Here is a 20,939-nt window from a genome sequence, read left to right on the forward strand (position 1 = left end):
ACGGCGGTTATAGCGGTGGGGAAACGCCCGGTCCCATTCCGAACCCGGAAGCTAAGGCCACCTGCGCCGATGGTACTGCACTCGACAGGGTGTGGGAGAGTAGGACACCGCCGGAACATCCTTCGCGATAGGGGACCCTTATTTGGGTCCCCTATCGGCGTTTGTGGGCCCGAAATGTGCCCGGCGCGCCGGGCGGACGATGCCCCGTCGTCCGCCCGTGGTTGAATTCTTTGCAGACGGGGCCACGACAACACTCCCCGGAGGACGGGGAACCTAGAAAGGGATCGCCGTGTCGGAACACAACGACGGACGGAAGCCTTTCCGCCGGGACGGAGACGCCCGCGGTTTCGGCCGGCGCGGCGAACCGACCGATCGCCCGCACGGCGGTCAGGGTGACAATCGGGGCGCGGGCCGTGGCGAAGGCGGCGGATTCCGCCGCGATGACGCCGGTCGAGGCAGCTCCGATCGCGGTGGCTTCCGCCGCAACGACGACAGCCGAGGCTCCGATCGCTCCGACGACCGGCGTGGCGGCTTCAACCGCGACGACCGCGGCAACTCGGGCGACCGCGGCGGCTACCCCCGTCGCGATGACGCGAACCGTTCGGGCGAGCGCCCGGCCGGTGGACGCGCTGGCGGCGGCTCCGACCGCGGTGGCTACCAGCGCCGTGACGACAGCGGCAAGGGCGGTTACCAGCGTCGCGACGACAACGATCGCGGTGGCTCCCGGCGTAACGACAGCAGCGGCGGCGACCGCGGTGGTTACCAGCGTCGCGACGATGCGGCCCGCGGTGGCTCCGGCGACCGTGGTGGCTACCGTCGCCGTGACGAATCCGACCGTCCGGCCGGCGGTTCCGACCGTGGCGGCGACCGGGGCGGATACCGCCGCAACGACGACGACCGTCCCCGTAGCAGCGGTGACCGCGGTGGTTTCCGGCGCAACGAGGGCGACGACCGCGCACGCGGCGCCAGCCCCGATCGCGGTGGCTTCCGCAGGAACGAAAGCGGCAGCGATCGCCCGCACAGCGGTGGCGATCGGGGTGGCTTCCGCCGCAACGACAATGACGACCGTTCGCGCGGTAGCTCCGATCGTGGTGGTTTCCGGCGCAGCGAAGGCGACGACCGCGCACGCGGTGGCAGTGGCGACCGCGGCGGGTTCCGGCGTGATGACGACAGCCGCTCCGGCGGTGGCGATCGGGGCGGGTTCCGGCGCCATGAGGGCGAACGCTCCGGCGGCGGTGACCGTGGTGGTTTCCGGCGCGGTGAAGGCGACGACCGCTCGCGCGGCGGCAGTGGCGATCGTGGCGGGTTCCACGGCAACGAGGGCGACGACCGTTCGCGCGGCAGCAGTTCTGACCGCGGTGGTTCTGACCGTGGTGGGTTCCGCCGCGGTGCGAGCGATGATCGTTCGGGTGGCGGTTTCCGTCGCAACGAAGGTGATGATCGTTCGCGTGGCGGTAGTGGTGGCTTCGGCAAGACCGAGAGCGGCGGTGACCGTCCCCGTGGCGGCGCTGATCGTGGTGCCGATCGGGGCGGGTTCCGCCGGGCGGGCAGTGATGATCGTTCGCGTGGTGGCAGCTCGGAACGCGGCGGGTACCAGCGTCGCGACGACAGCGACCGTGGCGCGCGGCGCGATGACGACCGTGGGCGTGGCGGGTTCAAACGTGGTGGCGATTCCGGTGGCGGCGGTGGCAAGTTCGTCGGTGAAGACGGAGCGCCGCTCAACGGCACCTATCGGGAGAAGCGCCGCGAACGTGAAGGCGATGTGCTCGGTGTGATCTCCTCGGCAGACGCCGAGAACGTCGACGCTGCGGCGGACAGCGCCGTCGCAGCGCCGCAGTCCGATATCGACTCCGCCGCGCCCGGCGTCGATTACCCGGCCGCCGATTCGGCAGCGTCCACTGAGCAGTCCGGCGGTGCGCCGTCGGCCGAACTTGCGAACAGCTCGAATCGTGCCGAGAGTGCATCGGATCGCGACGACCGCGCCGCGAGCGCGCCGTATCGCGACGACCGCGGCGCGAGCCGTGATGATCGCGCCCGTGGCTCGGATCGCGACGACCGCGCGCCGGGTGCCTCCGCTCGTGATGACCGCGCTCAGAGTTCTGAGCGTGATGATCGTGGTGCGGCTCGTGACGACCGGAACCGTGGCGACTCCGGCGTTGCGTCGCGTGCCTGCGGTTCCGAGCACGATGATCGCCGACGTGGTGGCGAGGGGGCCCGTGCCGCGGGTGGACGGCCGACGGATCGTCGGGCGGCTCGGCCGGAAGAGCCCGACATCCCGGAGGACGTGCAGCCCTCCGACCTCGATCCGGCGGTGCGCCGCGATCTGCTGAGCCTGGACAAGAGCAACGCCGAGACGGTGGCGCGGCACATGGTGATGGCCGTGGAACTGCTCGACGACGACCCACGTCTGGCGCTGGCGCACGCCAGGGCGGCTCGGCAGCGGGCGGGCCGGATCGCTGTGGTGCGGGAAACCGCCGGTGTGGTGGCCTACCACGCCGAGGAATGGGCCGAAGCGCTGTCGGAGTTGCGGACCGCTCGGCGCATGGCCGGTGGTGCCGGACTGCTCGCGGTGATGGCCGACTGCGAACGCGGTCTCGGCCGGCCCGAACGCGCCATCGAGCTCGGCCGCAGCGAGGAAGCCCAGCAGCTCACCGGTGACGAGGCAGCTGAACTGCGGATCGTGGTGGCGGGCGCCCGGATGGATCTGGGACAGTTCGACCAGGCCGTGGTGACACTGCAGTCCTCCGATCTGGACCCGTCCCGAACCGGTTCGCCCGCCGCGCGCCTGTTCTACGCCTACGCCGATGCTCTGGTGGCTGCGGGGCGGACCGACGAGGGCCTGCAGTGGTTCCTCAACGCCGCGGCCGCCGACGACGAGGGCGAGACCGACGCCGAAGAACGCGCCACGGAACTCACCGGCGGCGACGCGCAGTAGCTCCACCACACGGCCATCGGCCGGAATCCTGCCCAGGGTTCCGGCCGACGGCCGTTGTGCGTACAGCGCATTGTTGCGGTGCCGCGTGCGGGTTCTCGCGACCATCGCGCGGTCGAACATCGCACCGCCGTGCACCGGCATCCGGCGTATCGGCCGCCCCGATGGCGATTCGGGCTGTCGGCCCGATGGCCCAGCGAGGTCTGCGACGCGCCGGTCGGCAGGCAGAACCGGGGCACAACGCGCCCGGAACGGGGTGGCATCCCTGATCATGAAGAAGGCGAAGCTGATTCGGCGTGCTGAAGGCTGTCGGTGGCCTCGCCTAGGGTCGGAGAAGTACTCGGCCCGGCTGTTACAACGGAGTGAGGGTGTGTGAACCGGCTACGCGATCACTATGAGGCATTGCTGCTCGATCTGGACGGGACGCTGTACCGCGGACCCGAGGTGATCGACGGTGCGCCCAAAGCGCTTGTCCCGGAAGGGGTTGCGGCGCAGCGGCTGGTGTATGTCACCAACAACGCGGCGCGCAGCGCCGGCGCGGTGGCCGAGCATCTACTGGAACTGGGGTACCCGGCTTCGGCTGATGATGTGGTGACCAGCGCGCAAGCCGCGGCGGGGATGCTGGCCCAGCGGCTGTCGCCGGGGGATCGGGTACTCGTGGTGGGGACCGACGATCTCGCCGCCGAGGTCGCGGCCGTCGGCCTGCTACCCGTCCGGCGTTTCGACGACGCACCGCCCGCGGCCGTTGTGCAGGGGCATTCGCCCGCCACCGCCTGGCCTGACCTCGCCGAAGCCGCCTACGCCCTGCGCGCGGGCGCGCTGTGGATCGCCACGAACACCGACCGCACCCTGCCCAACGAGCGTGGTCTCGCGCCCGGCAACGGGTCGATGGTCGCCGCGCTGCGCACCGCCTCGGACCGGGAGCCGCTGGTGGCAGGCAAGCCCTACGCACCGCTCATGGAAGACGCGCTGGTGCGGGCGGACACCCGCAGCGGACTGGTGGTGGGCGACCGGCTCGACACCGACATCGAGGGCGCCAACGGCCTCGGCCTGGACTCGCTGCTGGTGCTGACCGGCGTCAGCACCCTCGACGAGATGGTCACCGCACCGCCCACCCAGGTGCCCACCTTCGTCGCGACCTCCCTGGACGCCCTCAACGACGAGGTGGTGCCCGGCGTCGTCGCGCCCGCCGGCGTCGCGGAACTGTTGGCGCAGCACCCGGGCCGGGCGGTACGGGTGCGCGCGGCCGATTCCGAAATCCGATAGCGTTGACGTCACGATGAGTACTCCGAGTTCGCCGTCGACCGGCGCGTCACAGCCAGCCCGCCCTGGGATCCCGATGCCGGGCAGTCACCTGCCCGGTGCTCAGGCGTCTCCGGAACCGGCCGACCCGAACCGGATCAAGGCCCAGGTCGACGAACTGCTCGCCGAACTCGGCGCTCCACGGGCGGCAGGCCCCGCGGAGAGCACCGAGGTGGGCGCCGACATCACCCGCCGCGCGCGCATCCTCGAGCAGGCACATGACGTGCTGGTGGACGCGCTGGCCACAGTGGACAAGATCTGAGGTGGCCAGACGAGCGCGGGTGGACGCCGAACTGGTTCGGCGCGGATTGGCGAGATCGCGAGAACACGCGGTCGAACTGATCGGCGCGGGCCGTGTCCTGATCGCAGGCACTGTCGCGGTGAAACCGGCCACGGCCGTGGAAACGGGGACTCCGCTGATCGTGCGGGACCAGCCCGACGAGGTGTCGTGGGCATCGCGGGGTGCGCACAAGCTGCTCGGCGCGCTCGAGACGTTCGAGCCGCAGGGGCTCAGCGTGGCGGGTAAGCGCTGTTTGGACGCGGGCGCCTCGACCGGCGGGTTCACCGATGTGCTGCTCGCCAGGGACGCCCGCGAGGTGGTCGCGGTCGATGTCGGCTACGGGCAGTTGATCTGGCGGCTGCAGAACGACGACCGGGTGCGGGTGTTCGACCGGACGAACGTGCGTAACATCACGCCCGAAAGTATCGGTGGCCCAGTCGAAGCCGTGGTCGGTGACCTGTCGTTCATCTCCTTGGGTCTGGTGCTGCCGGCCCTGGCAGCCTGCGCGAGTGACGGCGCGGATCTGCTGCCGATGGTGAAGCCGCAGTTCGAGGTCGGCAAGGATCGGGTCGGTTCCGGCGGTGTGGTGCGCGATCCGGCTCTGCGCACCGAAGTGGTGTGCGATGTGGCGGCCAAGGCCGCGGCGCTCGGGCTGCGCACCCGGGGGGTGGTCGCGAGCCCGCTGCCCGGTCCGTCCGGAAACGTGGAGTACTTCCTGTGGCTGCGCAAGGTCGGCCCATTCGACTACGACGCCGAACAGGTGCGGGCACTGGTCGCCGAAGCCGTCGAGGCGGGTCCGCAGTGAGCCCGGGCGCCGGCGGCAGGGAGATCCTGCTCGTCGCCCATCCGGGGCGTGCGGAGATCATCGAAACCGCGCACCGGGTGGCCAAGATCTTCGCCGGAGCGGGCATCTGCCTGCGGGTACTGGCCGACGAGGCCGACAGCACCCGGTTCGAGGACGAGGCCGGGTACCCGGTGCGTGTGGTGCCGCACAGCCCGTCCGCGGCCCAGGGCTGTGAGATGGTGCTCGCCCTGGGCGGCGACGGAACATTTCTGCGGGCCGCCGAACTCGGCAGGCCCTGCGGTGTCCCGGTGCTCGGGATCAACCTGGGTCGCATCGGTTTTCTCACCGAAGCCGAAGCCGAACACCTCGACGAGGCGCTGGCCCAGGTCGTGGACCGCGACTACCGGGTGGAGAACCGGCTGACCATCGACGTCTCGGTCCGCATCGAGGACACCGTCGTCGAACACGGCTGGGCGCTCAACGAGGCCAGCATCGAGAACGCCCAGCGGATGGGGGTGCTGGAAGTGGTGCTCGAAGTCGACGGGCGCCCGGTGTCCGCGTTCGGCTGCGACGGCATTCTCGTGGCCACCCCCACGGGCTCGACGGCCTACGCGTTCTCCGCGGGCGGGCCTGTGGTGTGGCCCGAACTCGAGGCGATGCTGGTGATACCCAGCAACGCGCACGCCCTGTTCGCCCGGCCGCTGGTGACCAGCCCGACCTCGCGGATCGCCGTGGAAACGGTGGCGACCGGACACGATGCGATCGTGTTCCTCGACGGCCGGCGCACCCTGGCGCTGCCACGCGGTGCGCGGGTCGAAGTGGTGCGTGGTGAACAGCCGGTGCGCTGGGTGCGGTTGGACTCGGCACCCTTCGCCGACCGGATGGTGCGCAAGTTCCAGCTGCCGGTGACCGGCTGGCGGGGAAGACAGCGAACGGGGAAGGACACCGATGCTGACAGAGATCAGAATTGACGGACTCGGCGTCATCTCGACGGCCACCGCGCAGTTCCATGCGGGCCTGACCGTGCTCACCGGTGAGACCGGTGCGGGCAAGACGATGGTGGTGACCAGCCTGCACCTGCTCAGCGGTGCGCGCGCCGACGCCGGCCGGGTGCGGCTCGGCGCGAGCAAGGCGGTGGTGGAGGGCCGATTCGTCGTCGACGACGTCAACGACGCGGCCCGGGCGGCCGTCGGCCAGGTGCTCGAATCGGCGGGGGCCGAGGCCGACGAGGACGGCAGCGTGATCGCGGTCCGCACCGTCAACAGCGACGGACGTTCGCGTGCGCACCTGGGTGGGCGTGGGGTGCCCGCGGCGGTGCTCGGTGAGTTCACCTCCCGGCTGCTGACCGTGCACGGCCAGAACGACCAGCTGCGGTTGCAGCGACCCGAACAGCAACTCGCGGCACTGGATCAGTTCGCCGGTGACGGCGTCGCCTCGCTGCTGCGCAAATACCAGGTGCACCGCCGGTCGTGGCTGGATGCGCGCACCGAACTGCTCGAGCGCACCGCGCGCAGCCGGGAACTTGCGCTGGAAGCCGACCGGCTCAAGCACTCACTCGCCGAAATCGACGGCATCGCACCCGAACCCGGCGAGGACACCCGGCTGGTCGCCGAGATCCGCAGACTCAGCGACCTGGATTCACTGCGGGAAGCGGCGGTCGCGGCCCACGAGGCACTGTCGGGCCAGGGTGACGCTCCCGCCGACGGCGGTGGCGTGCTCGACCTGCTCGGTGGCGCCCGCGCCCGGCTCGACTCCGCCGACGACCCGGGTCTCACCGGGCTGGCGCCGCGGCTCGGTGAGGCGATCGCGGTGGTGGTCGACGTGACCACCGAACTCAGCGGCTACCTGTCGGAACTGCCCTCGGACCCCAGCGCCCTGGACACGATGCTCAACCGCCAGGCGGAACTGAAGTCACTGACCCGCAAGTACGCCTCCGACATCGACGGTGTGATCGCCTGGTCCGACGAGTCGCGCGCCCGGCTCGACTCCCTCGACGTGTCCGAGGACGCACTCGCCAAACTCGCCGGGGAAGTCGACACCGCCGCGGGCAAAGTGCGCGAGGCGGCCCGAAAACTGAGCGCGGCCCGAACCAAGGCGGCGAGCAAACTGGCCACCGCGGTGAGCACCGAACTCGGCGGCCTGGCGATGGGCAAGGCGCGCCTGGAAGTTCAGGTCCGGCCGATCCCGGCCGGCGCCCAGGACTCCGCGCCACTCGAGGTGGACGGTGCGTCACTGCACGCGGGTTCCCACGGGGTCGACGAAGTGGAATTCCGGCTCTCGGCGCACTCGGGCGCGCAGTCACTGCCGTTGAGCAAGAGCGCCTCCGGTGGTGAGCTCTCCCGGGTGATGCTCGCGCTCGAGGTGGTGCTGTCGGGCTCGGACCACGGCGCGACGATGGTGTTCGACGAGGTCGACGCGGGTGTCGGCGGGCGAGCGGCGGTGGAGATCGGCAAACGGCTCGCGCGCCTGGCCCGTACGCATCAGGTGATTGTGGTGACCCACCTGCCGCAGGTGGCGGCCTTCGCTGACACGCATCTGGTGGTGAACAAGTCCGATGACGGGAAAGGCAAGGTGGACAGCGGGGTTCGCACGCTGACCGATGAGGAGCGGGTGGTGGAGCTGGCTCGGATGTTGGCGGGGCTCGATGATACCGAGACCGGGCGGGCGCATGCTGAGGAGCTTTTGGAGACTGCTCGGGCTGAGCGGGGTGTGGCTATTTGAGGGTGGTGTGCTGGGGGTGCGGGGTTGATCGGCGCGACCGGTAGCAGCGGGGTGGGTTGTTCACTGGTGGTGGTGGGCTTTAGAGATGCTGGTGGTGGCGGCTTTTAGAGATGCTGGGGGTGGTGGGCTTTAGAGATATTTGAGGTGTGGTGTTGGGGGACGGTTTGGGCTGTGTTTGTTGGAGCGCTGGCGCGCTCTAGTTCGCGGCCCCCACGGGCCGCCGGTCAGCGCTCGAGACTGGCGCTTCGCGCTGCGCTTCGAGCGCTGACCGGCGGCCCGGCCGCGAACCGCCGCTTCGCGGCGGACCCTCCTCGAGGTCGGGTCGTGCGGGGCTGGGAGTGCGGTAGGTGGGTATTTGTGGTGTGCGCTGGGGGTTTTGTGGCCGTTTGGCGCGAATTCCTGCGCGTTGGCTCAGGGGGTTAGCGCAGAGCTTTGCGGACGCCGCCGATCAGCTGGTTGGTGAGCTGGCGCAGGGTGAACTCGACGACGGGGGCGGGGGCCGGCAGCGACGGCTGCGATTCCATCGCATAGACCACGCGGGTGCCGCCTTCCGCAGTGTCGGCGAAGGTGACGATGCCGATGTGGCGCTTCACGGGGGCGCCCTTCACGATCTTGTATTCCATCCGCTCGTTGGGGACCAGCGCGGTGATCTCCTCGGTGACGCCTACCTTGCCGAAGCCGAACAGGTGCTGGGCGCCGACACCGGTGGTGGCATCGCCGGGCCTGACCAGCTTGACCTGGATCGGCAGGTGCGGGCTGACGGCCTCACGCTCGGTGAAGAGGCGGTAGACGATGTCGCGCGGTGCGTCGATAACCGTCTCGACGGTGCTGCTGGGCATGAATGTGTCTCCTGTCCGAAATATCTGTGACCCGCAGCATACGGGTAGTCGTGCGGCGGGTGATTCGGCGCGCCTCCACCAATGGTTGAGGGTTTGCCCGCATCATCGGCCACATGAAGATGCCGGCGCTGTTGTCGAGGAGTACGGAAACGCTGCCCGGTGTCGCAGGAATCGCCCGGGTGGACCGCAACACCCGGCGATTGCTGGGGCGCGTCGGTCCGGGGGACGTCGTGGTCCTCGACGAGACCGATCTGGACCGCCACACCGCCGACCGCTTGGTCGAGGCCGGTGTGCTCGCGGTGATCAACACTTCGCCCTCCATTTCGGGCCGCTATCCCAATCTGGGCCCGGAGGTACTGGTGGCCAACGGGATCGTGCTGATGGACACGGTGTCTTCCGATGCGTTCGGCAAGATCAAGGACGGCGCCAAGATCCGGATCGACGAGGGCATCGTCTACGCCGACAGGCTGACCAAGAAAGAGCCCGAGGTGCTGGTCGAGGGCATCGAATTCGACGAGTCGGCCATCGCCGACAAGATGATCGAGGCCCGCAACGGGCTGGCTGATCATCTCGACGCGTTCGCGGGCAACACCACCGAGTTCGTTCGCACCGAGAGTGCGCTGCTGATCGACGGCATCGGGGTGCCCGACATCGATCTGGAGCTGCGCAACCGGCATGTGGTGGTGATTGCCGACGGGTCGGGTCATCTCGAGGAGCTGCAGCGGCTCAAGCCGTTCATCAAGGAGTACGCACCGATTCTGATCGGGGTCGGGCGCGGTGCCGACACGTTGCGCAAGCTCAAGTACACCCCGGATCTGATCGTGGGCGACCCGGAGGAGATCAGCACCGCGACGCTGCGTTCGGGGGCGGAGATGATCCTGCCCGCCGATACCGACGGGCACGCGCGCGGTTTGGAGCGCATCCAGGACCTCGGTATCGGCGCCACCACGTTCCCGTCGTCGGGTTCGCCGACCGATCTGGCGCTGATGCTGGCCGACCATCACGGTGCGTCGCTGATCGTGCTGGCCGGTGCCCCCGCATCGCTGGAGGATTTCTTCGATCGTGGTCGTCGCGACAGCAATCCGGCGACCTTCCTGACCCGGTTGAAGGTCGGCGCGAAGCTGGTCGACGCCAACGCGGTCTCGACGCTGTACCGGCACCGCTCCACCGGTGCGGCGCTGGCGCTGGTGGTGCTGGCCGCGCTGGTGGCGGTGGTGGTGGTGATCCTGGCCTCGCGCAACGGTTCGGAGGTGCTGGATCTGGCGGTCGAGTACTGGAATCGGTGTGTCGAATGGGTGCGGGGCCGACTGTGATCTCGCTGCGTCAACACGCCATCTCGATCGCGGCGATCTTCCTGGCGCTCGCGATCGGGGTGGTGCTGGGCTCGCAGACCTTGGCCGCGGACATGGTTTCGGGCCTGCGTTCGGATTCCGATGAGCTCAGTGTCGAGGTGGCGGAGCTCAGCGCGCGCAACGATCAGCTCACCGCCCAGCTCGATGCCGCCGACGCGTTCGTCGCCGGATCGGCAGACCGCATCCTGGGTGGCACGCTGGCCGAGCGCAGCGTGCTGGTGTTCACCACCCCCGACGCCGATCCCGCCGATGTCGACGGGGTGAGCAACGCGCTGGGCGCCGCGGGTGCCACGGTGACCGGCCGGGTCGCGCTCACCGATGCCTTCGTCGACGCGGGCGAGGGCGACCGGATGCGTTCGGCGCTGACCAATATCGTCCCGGCGGGCGCGCAGCTGCGTACCGGGGCCGTCGACCAGGGCAGCATGGCCGGTGATCTGCTCGGTCTCACGCTGCTGCTGGACCCGGCCACCAACGAGCCGCGTAGCACCGGCCCCGAGCTCGCGCTGGCCCTGGAGACCCTGCGCGGCGGCGGTTTCCTCGCCTACGGCGACACTCCGGTGCGACCGGCGCAACTCGCCGTCGTGGTCACCGGCAACGGTGTCGAATCCGACACCGGCCAGGGCGCGACCATCGCCCGCTTCACCGGCGCCCTGCGCGCCCGCGCCGCGGGCACCGTCCTGTCCGGCCGCCCCGGCGCCGCCGAGGCCGACGGCCCCATCGCCCACGTCCGCGCCCAGGCCCCACTCGCGACCACGGTCACCACCGTGGACAACATCGATCGCGAAACAGGCCGCGTGACAACAGCTCTCGCCCTCACCGAACAACTGACCGGCGGCGCGGGCAGGTACGGCACCGGCCCCGCGGCGACCTCCCTGACACTCGTAGCCATGCCCCGCTGACTGAGAACCTCACCACCCTCCCGAAGGAAAGATTCCGCGCAGCGATGCCAGCAGAACGACTGGTTTCGCCAGTACATGGGTAACTCACCGGGTACGCCCAGCGGCCGTCCGGCGCCGCTCCGCCTGCCCGGGAACTCAACACGCATCCCGCAAACGACCGGCAAAGTTCGCGGAGAGGCGGACTAGCGGTACAGTGGTGGTCCGTGGGTCATCAACGGAATCAGGCTCGAACTGCCACCAAGCACATCTTCGTGAGCGGTGGCGTCGCCTCCTCTTTGGGTAAGGGTCTCACCGCATCCAGCCTCGGTCAGTTGCTGACCGCGCGTGGCATGCGGGTGACGATGCAGAAGCTCGACCCGTATCTGAACGTCGATCCGGGCACCATGAATCCGTTCCAGCACGGCGAGGTGTTCGTCACCGAGGACGGTGCCGAGACCGATCTGGACGTCGGGCACTACGAGCGTTTCCTCGATCGCGATCTGACCAAGGACGCGAACGTGACCACCGGTCAGATCTATTCGACGGTGATCGCCAAGGAGCGCCGGGGCGAGTATCTGGGCGACACCGTGCAGGTGATCCCGCACATCACCGACGAGATCAAGAACCGCATCCTGGCGATGCAGGGTCCCGATCTCGAGGGGCATGTGCCGGATGTGGTGATCACCGAGATCGGTGGCACCGTCGGTGACATCGAGTCGCAGCCGTTCCTGGAAGCGGCGCGTCAGATCCGCCACGATGTGGGCCGCGACAATGTGTTCTTCCTGCATGTGTCGCTGGTGCCGTATCTGGCGCCCTCGGGTGAGCTCAAGACCAAGCCGACGCAGCATTCGGTGGCGGCGTTGCGCAATATCGGCATCCAGCCCGACGCGCTGATCCTGCGCTGCGACCGTGAGGTACCCCAGGGGCTCAAGAACAAGATCGCGCTCATGTGTGACGTGGACGTGGAGGCGTGCATCTCCACTCCGGACGCGCCGTCGATCTACGACATTCCGAAGGTGCTGCACAGCGAGGGTCTCGACGCGTATGTGGTGCGCAAGCTCGGGTTGCCGTTCCGCGATGTGGACTGGACGGTGTGGGGCGATCTGCTCGAGCGCGTGCACTCCCCGCGCGAGACCGTCGAGGTGGCGTTGGTCGGCAAGTACGTCGACCTGCCCGATGCCTACCTGTCGGTGACCGAGGCGCTGCGTGCGGGTGGTTTCGCGCACCGGGCGAAGGTGCAGATCCGCTGGGTGCCGTCGGACGAGTGCGAGACCGAGGCCGGTGCCCAGGCGGCGTTGCGTGACGTGGACGCGGTGCTGATCCCCGGTGGGTTCGGTATCCGTGGCATCGAGGGCAAGCTCGGTGCGATCGGTTACGCCCGTCGCCGCGGGATTCCGCTGCTCGGCCTGTGCCTGGGTCTGCAGTGCGTGGTGATCGAGGCGGCGCGTTCGGTGGGGATCGAGGACGCGAATTCCGCGGAGTTCGAGTCCGAGACGAAGAACCCGGTGATCTCGACGATGGCCGATCAGGAAGACGTGGTCGCCGGTGCGGCCGATCTGGGCGGCACCATGCGCCTGGGCGCCTACCCGGCCACCCTGCAGAAGGGCTCGGTCGTCGCGCAGGCCTACGGCAGCGAGCACGTGTCCGAGCGCCACCGGCATCGTTTCGAGGTGAACAACGCCTACCGTGACGTGATCGCCAAGAGCGGCCTGCAGTTCTCGGGTACCTCGCCCGACGGGCATCTGGTGGAGTTCGTCGAGTACCCGGCTTCGGTGCATCCGTTCTTCGTCGCCACCCAGGCGCATCCGGAGCTCAAGAGCCGGCCCACCCGCCCGCATCCGCTGTTCGCCGCGCTCATCCTTGCCGCGTTGAAGTACAAACTGGCCGAACGGCTTCCCGTAGACTTCCCGGAGGAAGAGCTCGCGGAGCAGGCCGCGGAACTCTGAGTTCGAGCGAGGCGGTCAGCAGTCTATGAGCGAACCCGGTCAGCACGATTTCGACACGGTCTCGAGCCGGGTGCGCTACAGCGGTGCGATCGTGGCGCTGCGCCAGGATCAGGTCGTGATGCCCGGTGGCCGGATCGTCGAGCGTGAGGTCATCGAGCATCACGGTGCCGTCGCGGTGCTCGCGCTCGATGACGACGGCCGGGTGGTGCTGATCCGCCAGTACCGGCACCCGCTGGGTACCCGGCTGCTGGAACTGCCCGCCGGGTTGCTCGACATCGAGGGTGAGGACCCGCTCACCGCGGCCAAGCGTGAGCTGGCCGAGGAGACGGGGCTGGCCGCCGCGCAGTGGTCGGTGCTCGTGGACGTGGCGTTGTCGCCCGGGTTCACCGACGAGGCCCTGCGGGTGTTCTGCGCGACCGGTCTCAGTGCCACCGATCAGCCCGAACCCGAGCACGAGGAAGCCGATCTGGAACTGGTGCGGATGCCCCTCGGTGACGCGGTGCGGGCCGCACTCGCCGGGGAGATCGTGAACGCGACCGCCGTCGCCGGGCTTCTCGCGTACGCGGCGGCGCAGGCGGGTCAGGTGGCTCTGCGTCCGGCCGACGCACCGTGGCCGGGGCAGCCGACGGCTTTCCTGCGACGCAAAGCGGCCGAGGCGAAGTCGGCGCGCGATACCGAGGCGTGAGGACGGTGGCCGACGGCTCGGCCACGCAACGCGGCGCACTCGCGCGCGAAATCGACGCCTACCTCGACCATCTGACGGTCGAGCGGGGCGCCGCGCGCAACACCCTCGGCGCCTATCGGCGTGACCTGACCCGGTACCGGGAGTTCCTCACCGAACGCGGCGTCGACAGTTTGGACGCGGTGGCTCAGGGCGATGTCGCGGAGTTCACCATGGCCTTGCGCGCCGGTGGCGAAGATCGTCCGCCGCTGGCCGCCGGGTCGGTGGCCAGGGCACTGATCGCGGTTCGCGGGCTGCATCGCTTCGCCGCGGCCGAAGGGATCACCGACACCGACGTGGCGCACGCGGTGAAACCGCCCGCGCCCGCTCGCCGGCTACCCAAAGCGCTGCCCTTCGACCAGGTGCTGCGGTTGCTCGAAGCCGCGGGTGGTGCGGCCGAACCGGGCGGTGCCGACGGTGGTCCGCGCGGCCTGCGCGACCGGGCACTGCTGGAACTGCTGTATTCCACCGGCGCCCGCATCTCGGAAATGGTCGGGCTCGACGTCGACGACATCGACACCGGACAACGCTGCGTGGTGCTGCACGGCAAAGGCGGAAAACAGCGGCTCGTCCCGATCGGCCGACCCGCGCTCGCGGCGCTCGACGCCTACCTGGTGCGCGGTCGGCCCGCTCTGGCCGCGCGCGGAAAAGGGTGCGGTGGTGCGCTTTTCCTCAATCACCGGGGCGGTCGGCTGTCGCGGCAGAGCGCCTGGCAGGTGTTGCAGACCGCCGCCGAGCGCGCGGGGATCGGGGCCGCGGTGTCACCGCACACGCTGCGCCATTCCTTCGCGACCCACCTGCTCGACGGCGGCGCCGACGTGCGCGTGGTGCAGGAACTGCTCGGCCACGCGTCGGTGACCACGACCCAGATCTACACCCTGGTGACGGTGAGCACGCTGCGCGAGGTGTGGGCCACCGCGCACCCGCGGGCCCGCTGAGTGAACACCCGGTTCCGTAGGAAGCGGTATCGTGCGAACACGCCCGGCGTTGCCATGCCGTACCTCACCGGTCCGAGCGGTAGCGTCTACCCAGAGCTGGACCGTATGAAAGCGAGTCGGTCGCCGAACCGGGCTCGCTACCCTCGACAGGGGTTACCGGCAGGAAACGTATAAGGAGCAGCGGATCGTGACGTCAGCGGAAACACCGTGGGACGGTGGACCGGAACAGGTCGCCGAGCCCGTCGAGATGGGCCCGACCGGCCGCCCGCTGCGTCTGGTACCCGACCCACCACAGGTCAAGGAACACGGTGACGCCCTCGTCGTGGCCATGTGCAACCAGAAGGGCGGGGTCGGTAAGACCACCTCGACCATCAATCTCGGTGCCGCACTGGCCGAATACGGCCGGCGCGTGCTGCTCGTCGACCTCGATCCGCAGGGCGCGCTCTCGGCCGGGCTCGGGGTGGCCCACCACGACCTCGATCTCACCGTGCACGACCTGCTGATCGGCGGGAAGGCCAAGGTCGACGACGTGCTGCAGACCACCAAGGTCGACGGTATGGACCTGTTACCCAGCAATATCGATCTCTCCGCGGCCGAGATCCAGCTGGTCAACGAGGTGGGCCGCGAACAGTCGCTGGGCCGGGCGCTGGCCGGGGTGCGCGACCGCTACGACTACATCCTCATCGACTGCCAGCCCTCCCTCGGTCTGCTCACCGTCAACGCGCTGGCGTGTTCGGACGGGGTGATCATCCCGATGGAATGCGAGTACTTCTCGCTGCGTGGCCTCGCGCTGCTCAACGACACCGTCGAGAAGGTGCGTGATCGCCTCAATCCGCGACTGAGCCTCTACGGCATCGTGGTCACCATGTTCGATGCCCGCCTGCTGCATTCGCGTCAGGTGATGTCGCGCGTGGTCGAGGTGTTCGGTGACCTGGTCTACGACACCGCGATCTCGCGCACGGTGCGCTTCCCCGACGCCAGCGTCGCGGGCGAGCCGATCACCACCTGGTCGCCGAAGTCCGGTGGCGCCGAGTCGTATCGGGCGATGGCACGTGAGGTCATCCACCGGTCGGGCCGGTGATCGGAGCTACACCTGCGGTGCGAGCAGTACCCGAAGAACCGGCGCCCGAGCCCGAGAAGACCGGTTTCCATCTGCGGTTGACCAATTTCGAGGGACCGTTCGACCTGCTGCTCACCTTGATCAGCTCGCGCAAACTCGATGTCACCGAAATCGCGTTGCATCAGGTCACCGACGAATTCATCGCCTACACCAAGGCATTGACCGCCGAACTGGCCGAGAACACGAAACTGCGCGCGGACAAGATCCTCGATCAGACCACCGAATTCCTCGTGGTGGCCGCGACCCTGCTCGATCTCAAGGCGGCGCGGCTGCTCCCGGCCGGTGAGATGACCGACGCCGAGGACCTCGAACTGCTCGACGCGCGTGACCTGCTGTTCGCCCGCCTGCTGCAGTACCGCGCGTTCAAGCAGGTGGCCGAACTGTTCGCCGAACTGGAGGCCGCCGCGCTGCGCCGGTACCCGCGTTCGGTGGCGCTGGAGGAGCAGTTCGAGGGACTGCTGCCCGAGGTCACCCTGGGGGTCGACATCGCCGCCTTCGCCCAGATCGCGGCGGCGGCGTTCCGGCCGCGCCCGATCGCCGAGGTGGGGCTGGGCCACCTGCACATGCACGCCATCTCGGTGGCCGAGCAGGCCGAGCTGGTGCTGGCCCGGCTCAAGGAACGCGGACCCGGCGGGTGGACGACCTTCGCCGAACTGGTCGAGGATTGCACGGTGCCGGTGGAAATCGTGGCGCGGTTCCTGGCGTTGCTCGAGTTGTACCGCGGCAAGACCATCGCCTTCGACCAACCCGATCCGCTCGGCCCGTTGGCCGTGAGCTGGCTCGGTGAACTGGACCCCGATGCCGAGGCGGCCGCACTGACATTCGAAGAGGACTACGGATGAGGGCACACCCATGACCGAGACAGTGGTGGAGTTCACTCCCGAGCCGCTCGGCGACCCCGAACTGCGCTCCGCGCTCGAGGCGATGCTGCTCGTTGTGGACGCTCCGGCGCCGGTAGAACAGCTGGCAGCGGCCCTGGACGACACCAGCGAACGGGTCGAGGACACCCTGCGCGCGATGTCGGCGGAACTGTCGGCGCGCGGCAGCGGCATCGACCTGCGTTTCGTCGGTGACGGTTGGCGCTTCTATACTCGACAGGAGTACGCGCCCTATGTCGAGCGGGTACTGCTCGATGGAGCCCGGACGAAACTCACCCGGGCCGCCTTGGAAACCTTGGCGGTGGTCGCCTACCGCCAGCCGGTGACCCGAACCAGGGTCAGTGCGGTTCGCGGGGTGAACGTCGACGGAGTGATGCGCACGCTGCTGGCCAGAGGCCTGATCGCGGAAGCGGGTCAGGACCCCGAAACCAACGGCACGCTCTACCGCACCACCGAGTTGTTCCTCGAACGGATCGGGCTCGCCTCCTTGGGCGACCTGCCACCGCTGGCGCCGCTGCTTCCCGGCGTCGATCTGATCGACGAGATCAGCGAGAGCCTGGACACCGATCCCCGGTTCACCAGGCTGAAGAAATCCGCCGAGTCCGACATGGATCTCGGCACTGACGATTGACAGGACAGATGAATAATTCCGCTCGCCGAGATGGCACACCGGACCGAAGAAAACGTAGCGACCAGCCCCGTAGTGGCGCGAGCCGAGCCGCGGCCCCCCGCGGTGGCAGTGCGCGCAGCGGTCAGGCGGGTTCCCGTGGCGAGGCCCCCGGCCGCCGCGGCACCGGCGCGGGTGGCTTCCAGCGCGGCAATGATTCGACCGGCCGATACCAGCGTGACGGGGAGTCCGGCGTTCGCCGTGGCGGCTCCGCCGGCGGCTACCAGCGTGACGACCGTCGTGGGGCGCCGACCGGTGGTCAGCGCACCGATCGTCGCGGCCCGGCCACCGGTGGTGGTTACCAGCGTGACGATCGTCGTGGTGGTTCCGCTGGCGGTCAGCGTGACGACCGCCGTGGCTCGGGTGCGGGTTACCAGCGTGACGACCGTCGTGGTGGTTCTGCCGGTGGTCAGCGTGATGACCGCCGCGGGCCTGCCGCCGGTGGCTACCAGCGCGAGGACGCCGACCGCGGACAGCGGGGCACGGGTGCTCCGCGTACCGGCGCACCGCGCACCGGCTCCGCGGCCCGTCCGGCAGGCGCCCAGACGCCCGCCGCGCGCAAGAAGACCGCCAAGCCGCAGCGCAAGGTCGTCGCTCCGACGATCCTGAACAACGCCAAGCCGGCCCGCCACCAGCACGCCGACACCACCGAGGGCCCCAAGAAGCTCCCGTGGGGCGAAGGCGAACGCCTGCAGAAGGTCCTCGCCAAGGCCGGGGTGGCCTCGCGCCGCGCCGCCGAGGAGATGATCGCCCAGGGGCGTGTCGAGGTCGACGGCAAGATCGTGCGCGAGCAGGGTCTGCGCATCGACTCCGAGAACGCGGTGGTGCGGGTGGACGGCACCCGTGTCGTGGTGCGCGAGGAACTGGTGCACCTGGTGCTGAACAAGCCCAAGGGCTGGCAGTCCACCATGTCCGACGATCTGGGTCGTCCCTGCGTCGGCGATATCGTCGCCGAGCGCATCGCCGCCGGTCAGCGCCTGTTCCATGTCGGTCGTCTCGATGCCGACACAGAGGGCCTGCTGCTGCTCACCAACGACGGGGAGATGGCGCACCGGCTGATGCACCCCTCCTTCGAGGTGCCCAAGACCTACTTGGCCACCGTGTACGGCGAGGTGAACTACCGGCTCGTCGCCAAGCGCCTGCGTGAGGGCGTCGAGCTCGAGGACGGGCCGGCCAAGGTCGACAAGTTCATGCTGCTCGAGGCCCACGAGGGCCGCTCGCTGGTGAAGCTGGTGTTGCACGAGGGCCGCAAACACATCGTGCGTAGGCTGCTCGACGAGGTCGGCCACCCGGTGATCCGGCTGGTCCGCACCCACCTGGGCCCGGTGGCGCTGGGTGAACAGCGTCCCGGCACGTTGCGGGTGCTCGGCCGTGACGAAATCGGCAAACTCTATGAGGCGGTGCAACTGTGAGCAGCGTGGATTTCTCGGTGGAACTCGCCGAGGAGCGACTGACCGGTGACGGCACCCTCGTCGTCGCCATGGACGGCCCGTCCGGCACCGGCAAGTCCAGCGTGTCGCGCGAGTTGGCGGCGCGCCTGAACGCCCGCTACCTCGACACCGGTGCCATGTACCGGGTGGCGACACTGCAGGTGCTGCGCGCCGGCGTCGACCTGACCGATCCGGTGGCGATCGCCGAGACCGTCGCGGCACTGCCGTTGTCGATCGGCACCGACCCCGGACACGAGGTGATCGAACTCGACGGTGACGACGTGTCGGGCCAGATCCGCGGTGCGGCCGTCACCAAGGCCGTGTCCGCCGTGTCGGCGGTGGCGTCGGTGCGCGATCAGCTCGTCGCCCTGCAGCGTGAGATCGCCGCGGTGGCCGGGCGGATCGTGGTGGAAGGCCGCGACATCGGCACCGTCGTGCTCACCGGCGCCGATGCCAAGATCTATCTGACCGCCTCCGCGGAGGCACGCGCCCAACGGCGCAACGCACAGAACATCCGCGAGGGCCGCGGCGACGACTACCAGGCCGTACTGGCCGACGTGCAGCGTCGCGACACCCTCGACTCCACCCGCAAGGTCTCTCCGTTGCGCCCCGCCGCCGACGCGGTGCTCGTCGACACCAGCGAACTGACGATGGCACAGACCATCGACGAGCTGTATCGCGTGGTGGCCCAGCAGCTTTCGGCCACGACAGGAGGGTCGCGATGACCGAGGAGATTCTCGCAGGCGACGGTATCTGGACCGACGAGTCCGAATGGGAGCTCACCGAGCTCGACGGTGACGCCGAGGGCGAGACGCACCTGGCGATGCCGACGGTGGCCGTGGTCGGGCGCCCGAACGTGGGCAAGTCGACCCTGGTCAACCGTATTCTCGGGCGGCGTGAAGCCGTTGTCGAGGACGTTCCCGGTGTGACCCGTGACCGCATCTCCTATGAGGCGAACTGGTCCGGGCGCCGTTTCCTGGTACAGGACACCGGTGGCTGGGAACCCGACGCCAAGGGGCTGCAGCAGCACGTAGCCCGGCAGGCCGAGGTGGCGATGGAGACCGCCGACGCGATCCTGCTCGTCGTCGACGCCACCGTCGGCGCCACCGCGACCGACGAGGCCGCGGTGCGCAAGCTGCGCCGTTCCAAGATCCCGGTGATCCTGGTGGCCAACAAGGTCGACGATCAGAAGGTCGAGATCGAGGCGGCGACATTGTGGTCGCTGGGTCTCGGTGAGCCGCGCATGGTTTCGGCCGCGCACGGCCGTGGCACCGGCGACCTGCTCGACGACGTGCTCGCCGCTCTGCCCGAGACCCCGCGCGAAGGCACCGGTGTCGCCGGGCCGCGTCGTGTGGCGTTGGTCGGCAAGCCGAACGTGGGCAAGTCCAGCCTGCTGAACAAGCTGGCCGGCGATGAGCGGTCGGTGGTCCACGATGTCGCGGGCACCACCGTGGACCCGGTCGACTCGCTGGTCGAGTTGGGCGGTAAGCCCTGGAAGTTCGTCGACACCGCCGGGTTGCGCCGCAAGGTGTCCAATGCCACGGGTACCGAGTTCTACGCCTCGCTGCGGACGAAGTCGGCGTTGGAGGCCTCCGAGGTCGCGATCATGCTGATCGACGCCTCGGTGCCGATGACCGAACAGGATCTGCGGGTGATCAGCCTGGTCGCCGACTCCGGTCGCGCGCTGGTGCTGGCGTTCAACAAGTGGGACCTGGTCGACGAGGACCGCCGGTACATGCTCGAGCGCGAGATCGATCGCGATCTGGTGCGGGTGCCGTGGGCCCAGCGGGTCAACATCTCCGCCCACACCGGTCGCGCCGTGGCGAAACTGGTGCCGCAGATGGAGACCGCGCTCGAGTCCTGGGACAAGCGCATCTCCACCGGCCGCCTGAACACCTGGCTCAAGGAAGTCATCGCGGCCACCCCGCCGCCGATGCGCGGTGGCCGCCAGCCCCGCGTCATGTTCGCCACCCAGGCGGGCACCCGCCCGCCGACGTTCGTCCTGTTCACCACCGGTTTCCTCGAGGCGGGCTACCGCCGCTTCCTGGAACGGCGCCTGCGTGAGGAGTTCGGCTTCGACGGTTCGCCGGTGCGCATCTCGGTGCGCGTGCGCGAGAAGAAGGAACGCAAGAGGTAGTTCGACCGGAAAGG

Annotated in this window: 20 protein-coding genes and 1 rRNA gene; 19 read left to right on the plus strand and 2 right to left on the minus strand. The window is 69.2% G+C overall.

Annotation, left to right across the window (positions count from 1 at the left end):
* Positions 1 to 116, plus strand: a 5S ribosomal RNA gene (gene rrf / locus ACFO5K_RS10110).
* A gap of 35 nt (positions 117 to 151) precedes the next feature.
* On the opposite strand, the gene ACFO5K_RS10115 is transcribed toward rrf, so the two are convergent.
* Positions 152 to 1,021 (minus strand): hypothetical protein, encoded by an 870-nt coding sequence (locus ACFO5K_RS10115; protein ID WP_378559516.1) that lies wholly within the window; start codon positions 1,019 to 1,021, stop codon positions 152 to 154.
* A gap of 67 nt (positions 1,022 to 1,088) precedes the next feature.
* On the opposite strand from ACFO5K_RS10115, the gene ACFO5K_RS10120 reads away from it, so the two are divergent.
* The 7 genes from ACFO5K_RS10120 (at position 1,089) to recN (ending at position 8,019) form a co-directional block, all read left to right on the plus strand.
* Positions 1,089 to 1,775: a hypothetical protein gene (locus ACFO5K_RS10120; protein WP_378559519.1), complete on the plus strand. Its 687-nt coding sequence runs from the start codon at positions 1,089 to 1,091 to the stop codon at positions 1,773 to 1,775.
* A gap of 68 nt (positions 1,776 to 1,843) precedes the next feature.
* Complete coding sequence (locus ACFO5K_RS10125) at positions 1,844 to 2,935, plus strand: hypothetical protein (RefSeq protein ID WP_378559779.1); 1,092 nt, start codon at positions 1,844 to 1,846, stop codon at positions 2,933 to 2,935.
* A gap of 369 nt (positions 2,936 to 3,304) precedes the next feature.
* Positions 3,305 to 4,198 carry an HAD-IIA family hydrolase gene (locus tag ACFO5K_RS10130; RefSeq protein WP_378559522.1) on the plus strand — a complete coding sequence of 298 codons (894 nt, stop codon included), beginning with the start codon at positions 3,305 to 3,307 and terminating at the stop codon, positions 4,196 to 4,198.
* A 73-nt stretch (positions 4,199 to 4,271) separates the two neighbouring features.
* Positions 4,272 to 4,496: a hypothetical protein gene (locus ACFO5K_RS10135; RefSeq protein ID WP_378559525.1), complete on the plus strand. Its 225-nt coding sequence runs from the start codon at positions 4,272 to 4,274 to the stop codon at positions 4,494 to 4,496.
* 1 nt (position 4,497) lies between these two features.
* Positions 4,498 to 5,319, plus strand: coding sequence for a TlyA family RNA methyltransferase (locus ACFO5K_RS10140; RefSeq protein WP_378559528.1), 822 nt, complete (start codon positions 4,498 to 4,500; stop codon positions 5,317 to 5,319).
* Positions 5,316 to 6,269, plus strand: a complete 954-nt coding sequence (locus ACFO5K_RS10145) for an NAD kinase (protein ID WP_378559531.1) — start codon at positions 5,316 to 5,318, stop codon at positions 6,267 to 6,269. Before ACFO5K_RS10140 ends, ACFO5K_RS10145 begins: the two co-directional genes overlap by 4 nt.
* A complete protein-coding gene (recN, locus tag ACFO5K_RS10150) occupies positions 6,247 to 8,019 on the plus strand; it encodes a DNA repair protein RecN (RefSeq protein WP_378559534.1) in 1,773 nt (590 codons plus the stop codon). Before ACFO5K_RS10145 ends, recN begins: the two co-directional genes overlap by 23 nt.
* A 419-nt stretch (positions 8,020 to 8,438) precedes the next feature.
* Here the strand turns inward: recN and ACFO5K_RS10155 are convergent, their stop codons facing one another.
* A complete protein-coding gene (locus tag ACFO5K_RS10155) occupies positions 8,439 to 8,858 on the minus strand; it encodes an SRPBCC family protein (protein ID WP_378559537.1) in 420 nt (139 codons plus the stop codon).
* Positions 8,859 to 8,971: 113 nt separating this feature from the next.
* On the opposite strand from ACFO5K_RS10155, the gene steA reads away from it, so the two are divergent.
* The 11 genes from steA to der all read left to right on the plus strand — a co-directional run bounded on the left by steA (position 8,972) and on the right by der (position 20,925).
* Positions 8,972 to 10,171 carry a putative cytokinetic ring protein SteA gene (steA, locus tag ACFO5K_RS10160; protein WP_378559540.1) on the plus strand — a complete coding sequence of 400 codons (1,200 nt, stop codon included), beginning with the start codon at positions 8,972 to 8,974 and terminating at the stop codon, positions 10,169 to 10,171.
* Positions 10,168 to 11,109, plus strand: coding sequence for a copper transporter (locus ACFO5K_RS10165; RefSeq protein ID WP_378559543.1), 942 nt, complete (start codon positions 10,168 to 10,170; stop codon positions 11,107 to 11,109). The genes steA and ACFO5K_RS10165 overlap by 4 nt, the downstream gene beginning before the upstream one ends.
* 203 nt (positions 11,110 to 11,312) lie before the next feature.
* Entirely contained in the window at positions 11,313 to 13,034 is a 1,722-nt protein-coding gene (locus tag ACFO5K_RS10170) for a CTP synthase (protein WP_378559546.1), read from the plus strand.
* A gap of 25 nt (positions 13,035 to 13,059) precedes the next feature.
* Positions 13,060 to 13,719 (plus strand): NUDIX domain-containing protein, encoded by a 660-nt coding sequence (locus tag ACFO5K_RS10175; RefSeq protein ID WP_378559549.1) that lies wholly within the window; start codon positions 13,060 to 13,062, stop codon positions 13,717 to 13,719.
* Between the two features lie 5 nt (positions 13,720 to 13,724).
* The gene (xerD, locus tag ACFO5K_RS10180; RefSeq protein ID WP_378559552.1) at positions 13,725 to 14,693 is read left to right on the plus strand and encodes a site-specific tyrosine recombinase XerD; all 969 of its coding nucleotides are present in this window, start codon (positions 13,725 to 13,727) and stop codon (positions 14,691 to 14,693) included.
* 247 nt (positions 14,694 to 14,940) lie between these two features.
* A complete protein-coding gene (locus ACFO5K_RS10185; RefSeq protein WP_378559782.1) occupies positions 14,941 to 15,774 on the plus strand; it encodes a ParA family protein in 834 nt (277 codons plus the stop codon).
* The gene (locus ACFO5K_RS10190) at positions 15,771 to 16,655 is read left to right on the plus strand and encodes a segregation and condensation protein A (protein WP_378559555.1); all 885 of its coding nucleotides are present in this window, start codon (positions 15,771 to 15,773) and stop codon (positions 16,653 to 16,655) included. The genes ACFO5K_RS10185 and ACFO5K_RS10190 overlap by 4 nt, the downstream gene beginning before the upstream one ends.
* 10 nt (positions 16,656 to 16,665) lie before the next feature.
* Positions 16,666 to 17,322, plus strand: a complete 657-nt coding sequence (gene scpB, locus ACFO5K_RS10195; RefSeq protein WP_378559558.1) for an SMC-Scp complex subunit ScpB — start codon at positions 16,666 to 16,668, stop codon at positions 17,320 to 17,322.
* An 8-nt stretch (positions 17,323 to 17,330) separates the two neighbouring features.
* Positions 17,331 to 18,770: a pseudouridine synthase gene (locus tag ACFO5K_RS10200; protein WP_378559561.1), complete on the plus strand. Its 1,440-nt coding sequence runs from the start codon at positions 17,331 to 17,333 to the stop codon at positions 18,768 to 18,770.
* A gap of 68 nt (positions 18,771 to 18,838) precedes the next feature.
* Positions 18,839 to 19,513, plus strand: coding sequence for a (d)CMP kinase (gene cmk, locus ACFO5K_RS10205; protein WP_378559785.1), 675 nt, complete (start codon positions 18,839 to 18,841; stop codon positions 19,511 to 19,513).
* Positions 19,510 to 20,925 carry a ribosome biogenesis GTPase Der gene (der, locus tag ACFO5K_RS10210; RefSeq protein WP_378559564.1) on the plus strand — a complete coding sequence of 472 codons (1,416 nt, stop codon included), beginning with the start codon at positions 19,510 to 19,512 and terminating at the stop codon, positions 20,923 to 20,925. Before cmk ends, der begins: the two co-directional genes overlap by 4 nt.
* Positions 20,926 to 20,939 lie beyond the last annotated feature (14 nt).

The organism is Nocardia halotolerans (genome assembly GCF_042650145.1).
GTDB lineage: Bacteria > Actinomycetota > Actinomycetes > Mycobacteriales > Mycobacteriaceae > Nocardia > Nocardia halotolerans.

Coding starts and splice junctions, on each gene's coding strand:
- recN (WP_378559534.1), top strand. CDS start 6,247: ATGCTGACAGAGATCAGAATTGACGGACTCGGCGTCATCTCGACGGCC.
- steA (WP_378559540.1), top strand. CDS start 8,972: ATGAAGATGCCGGCGCTGTTGTCGAGGAGTACGGAAACGCTGCCCGGT.
- ACFO5K_RS10200 (WP_378559561.1), top strand. CDS start 17,331: ATGAATAATTCCGCTCGCCGAGATGGCACACCGGACCGAAGAAAACGT.
- der (WP_378559564.1), top strand. CDS start 19,510: ATGACCGAGGAGATTCTCGCAGGCGACGGTATCTGGACCGACGAGTCC.
- ACFO5K_RS10155 (WP_378559537.1), bottom strand. CDS start 8,858: ATGCCCAGCAGCACCGTCGAGACGGTTATCGACGCACCGCGCGACATC.
- ACFO5K_RS10185 (WP_378559782.1), top strand. CDS start 14,941: ATGGGCCCGACCGGCCGCCCGCTGCGTCTGGTACCCGACCCACCACAG.
- cmk (WP_378559785.1), top strand. CDS start 18,839: ATGGACGGCCCGTCCGGCACCGGCAAGTCCAGCGTGTCGCGCGAGTTG.
- ACFO5K_RS10175 (WP_378559549.1), top strand. CDS start 13,060: ATGAGCGAACCCGGTCAGCACGATTTCGACACGGTCTCGAGCCGGGTG.
- scpB (WP_378559558.1), top strand. CDS start 16,666: ATGACCGAGACAGTGGTGGAGTTCACTCCCGAGCCGCTCGGCGACCCC.
- ACFO5K_RS10135 (WP_378559525.1), top strand. CDS start 4,272: ATGCCGGGCAGTCACCTGCCCGGTGCTCAGGCGTCTCCGGAACCGGCC.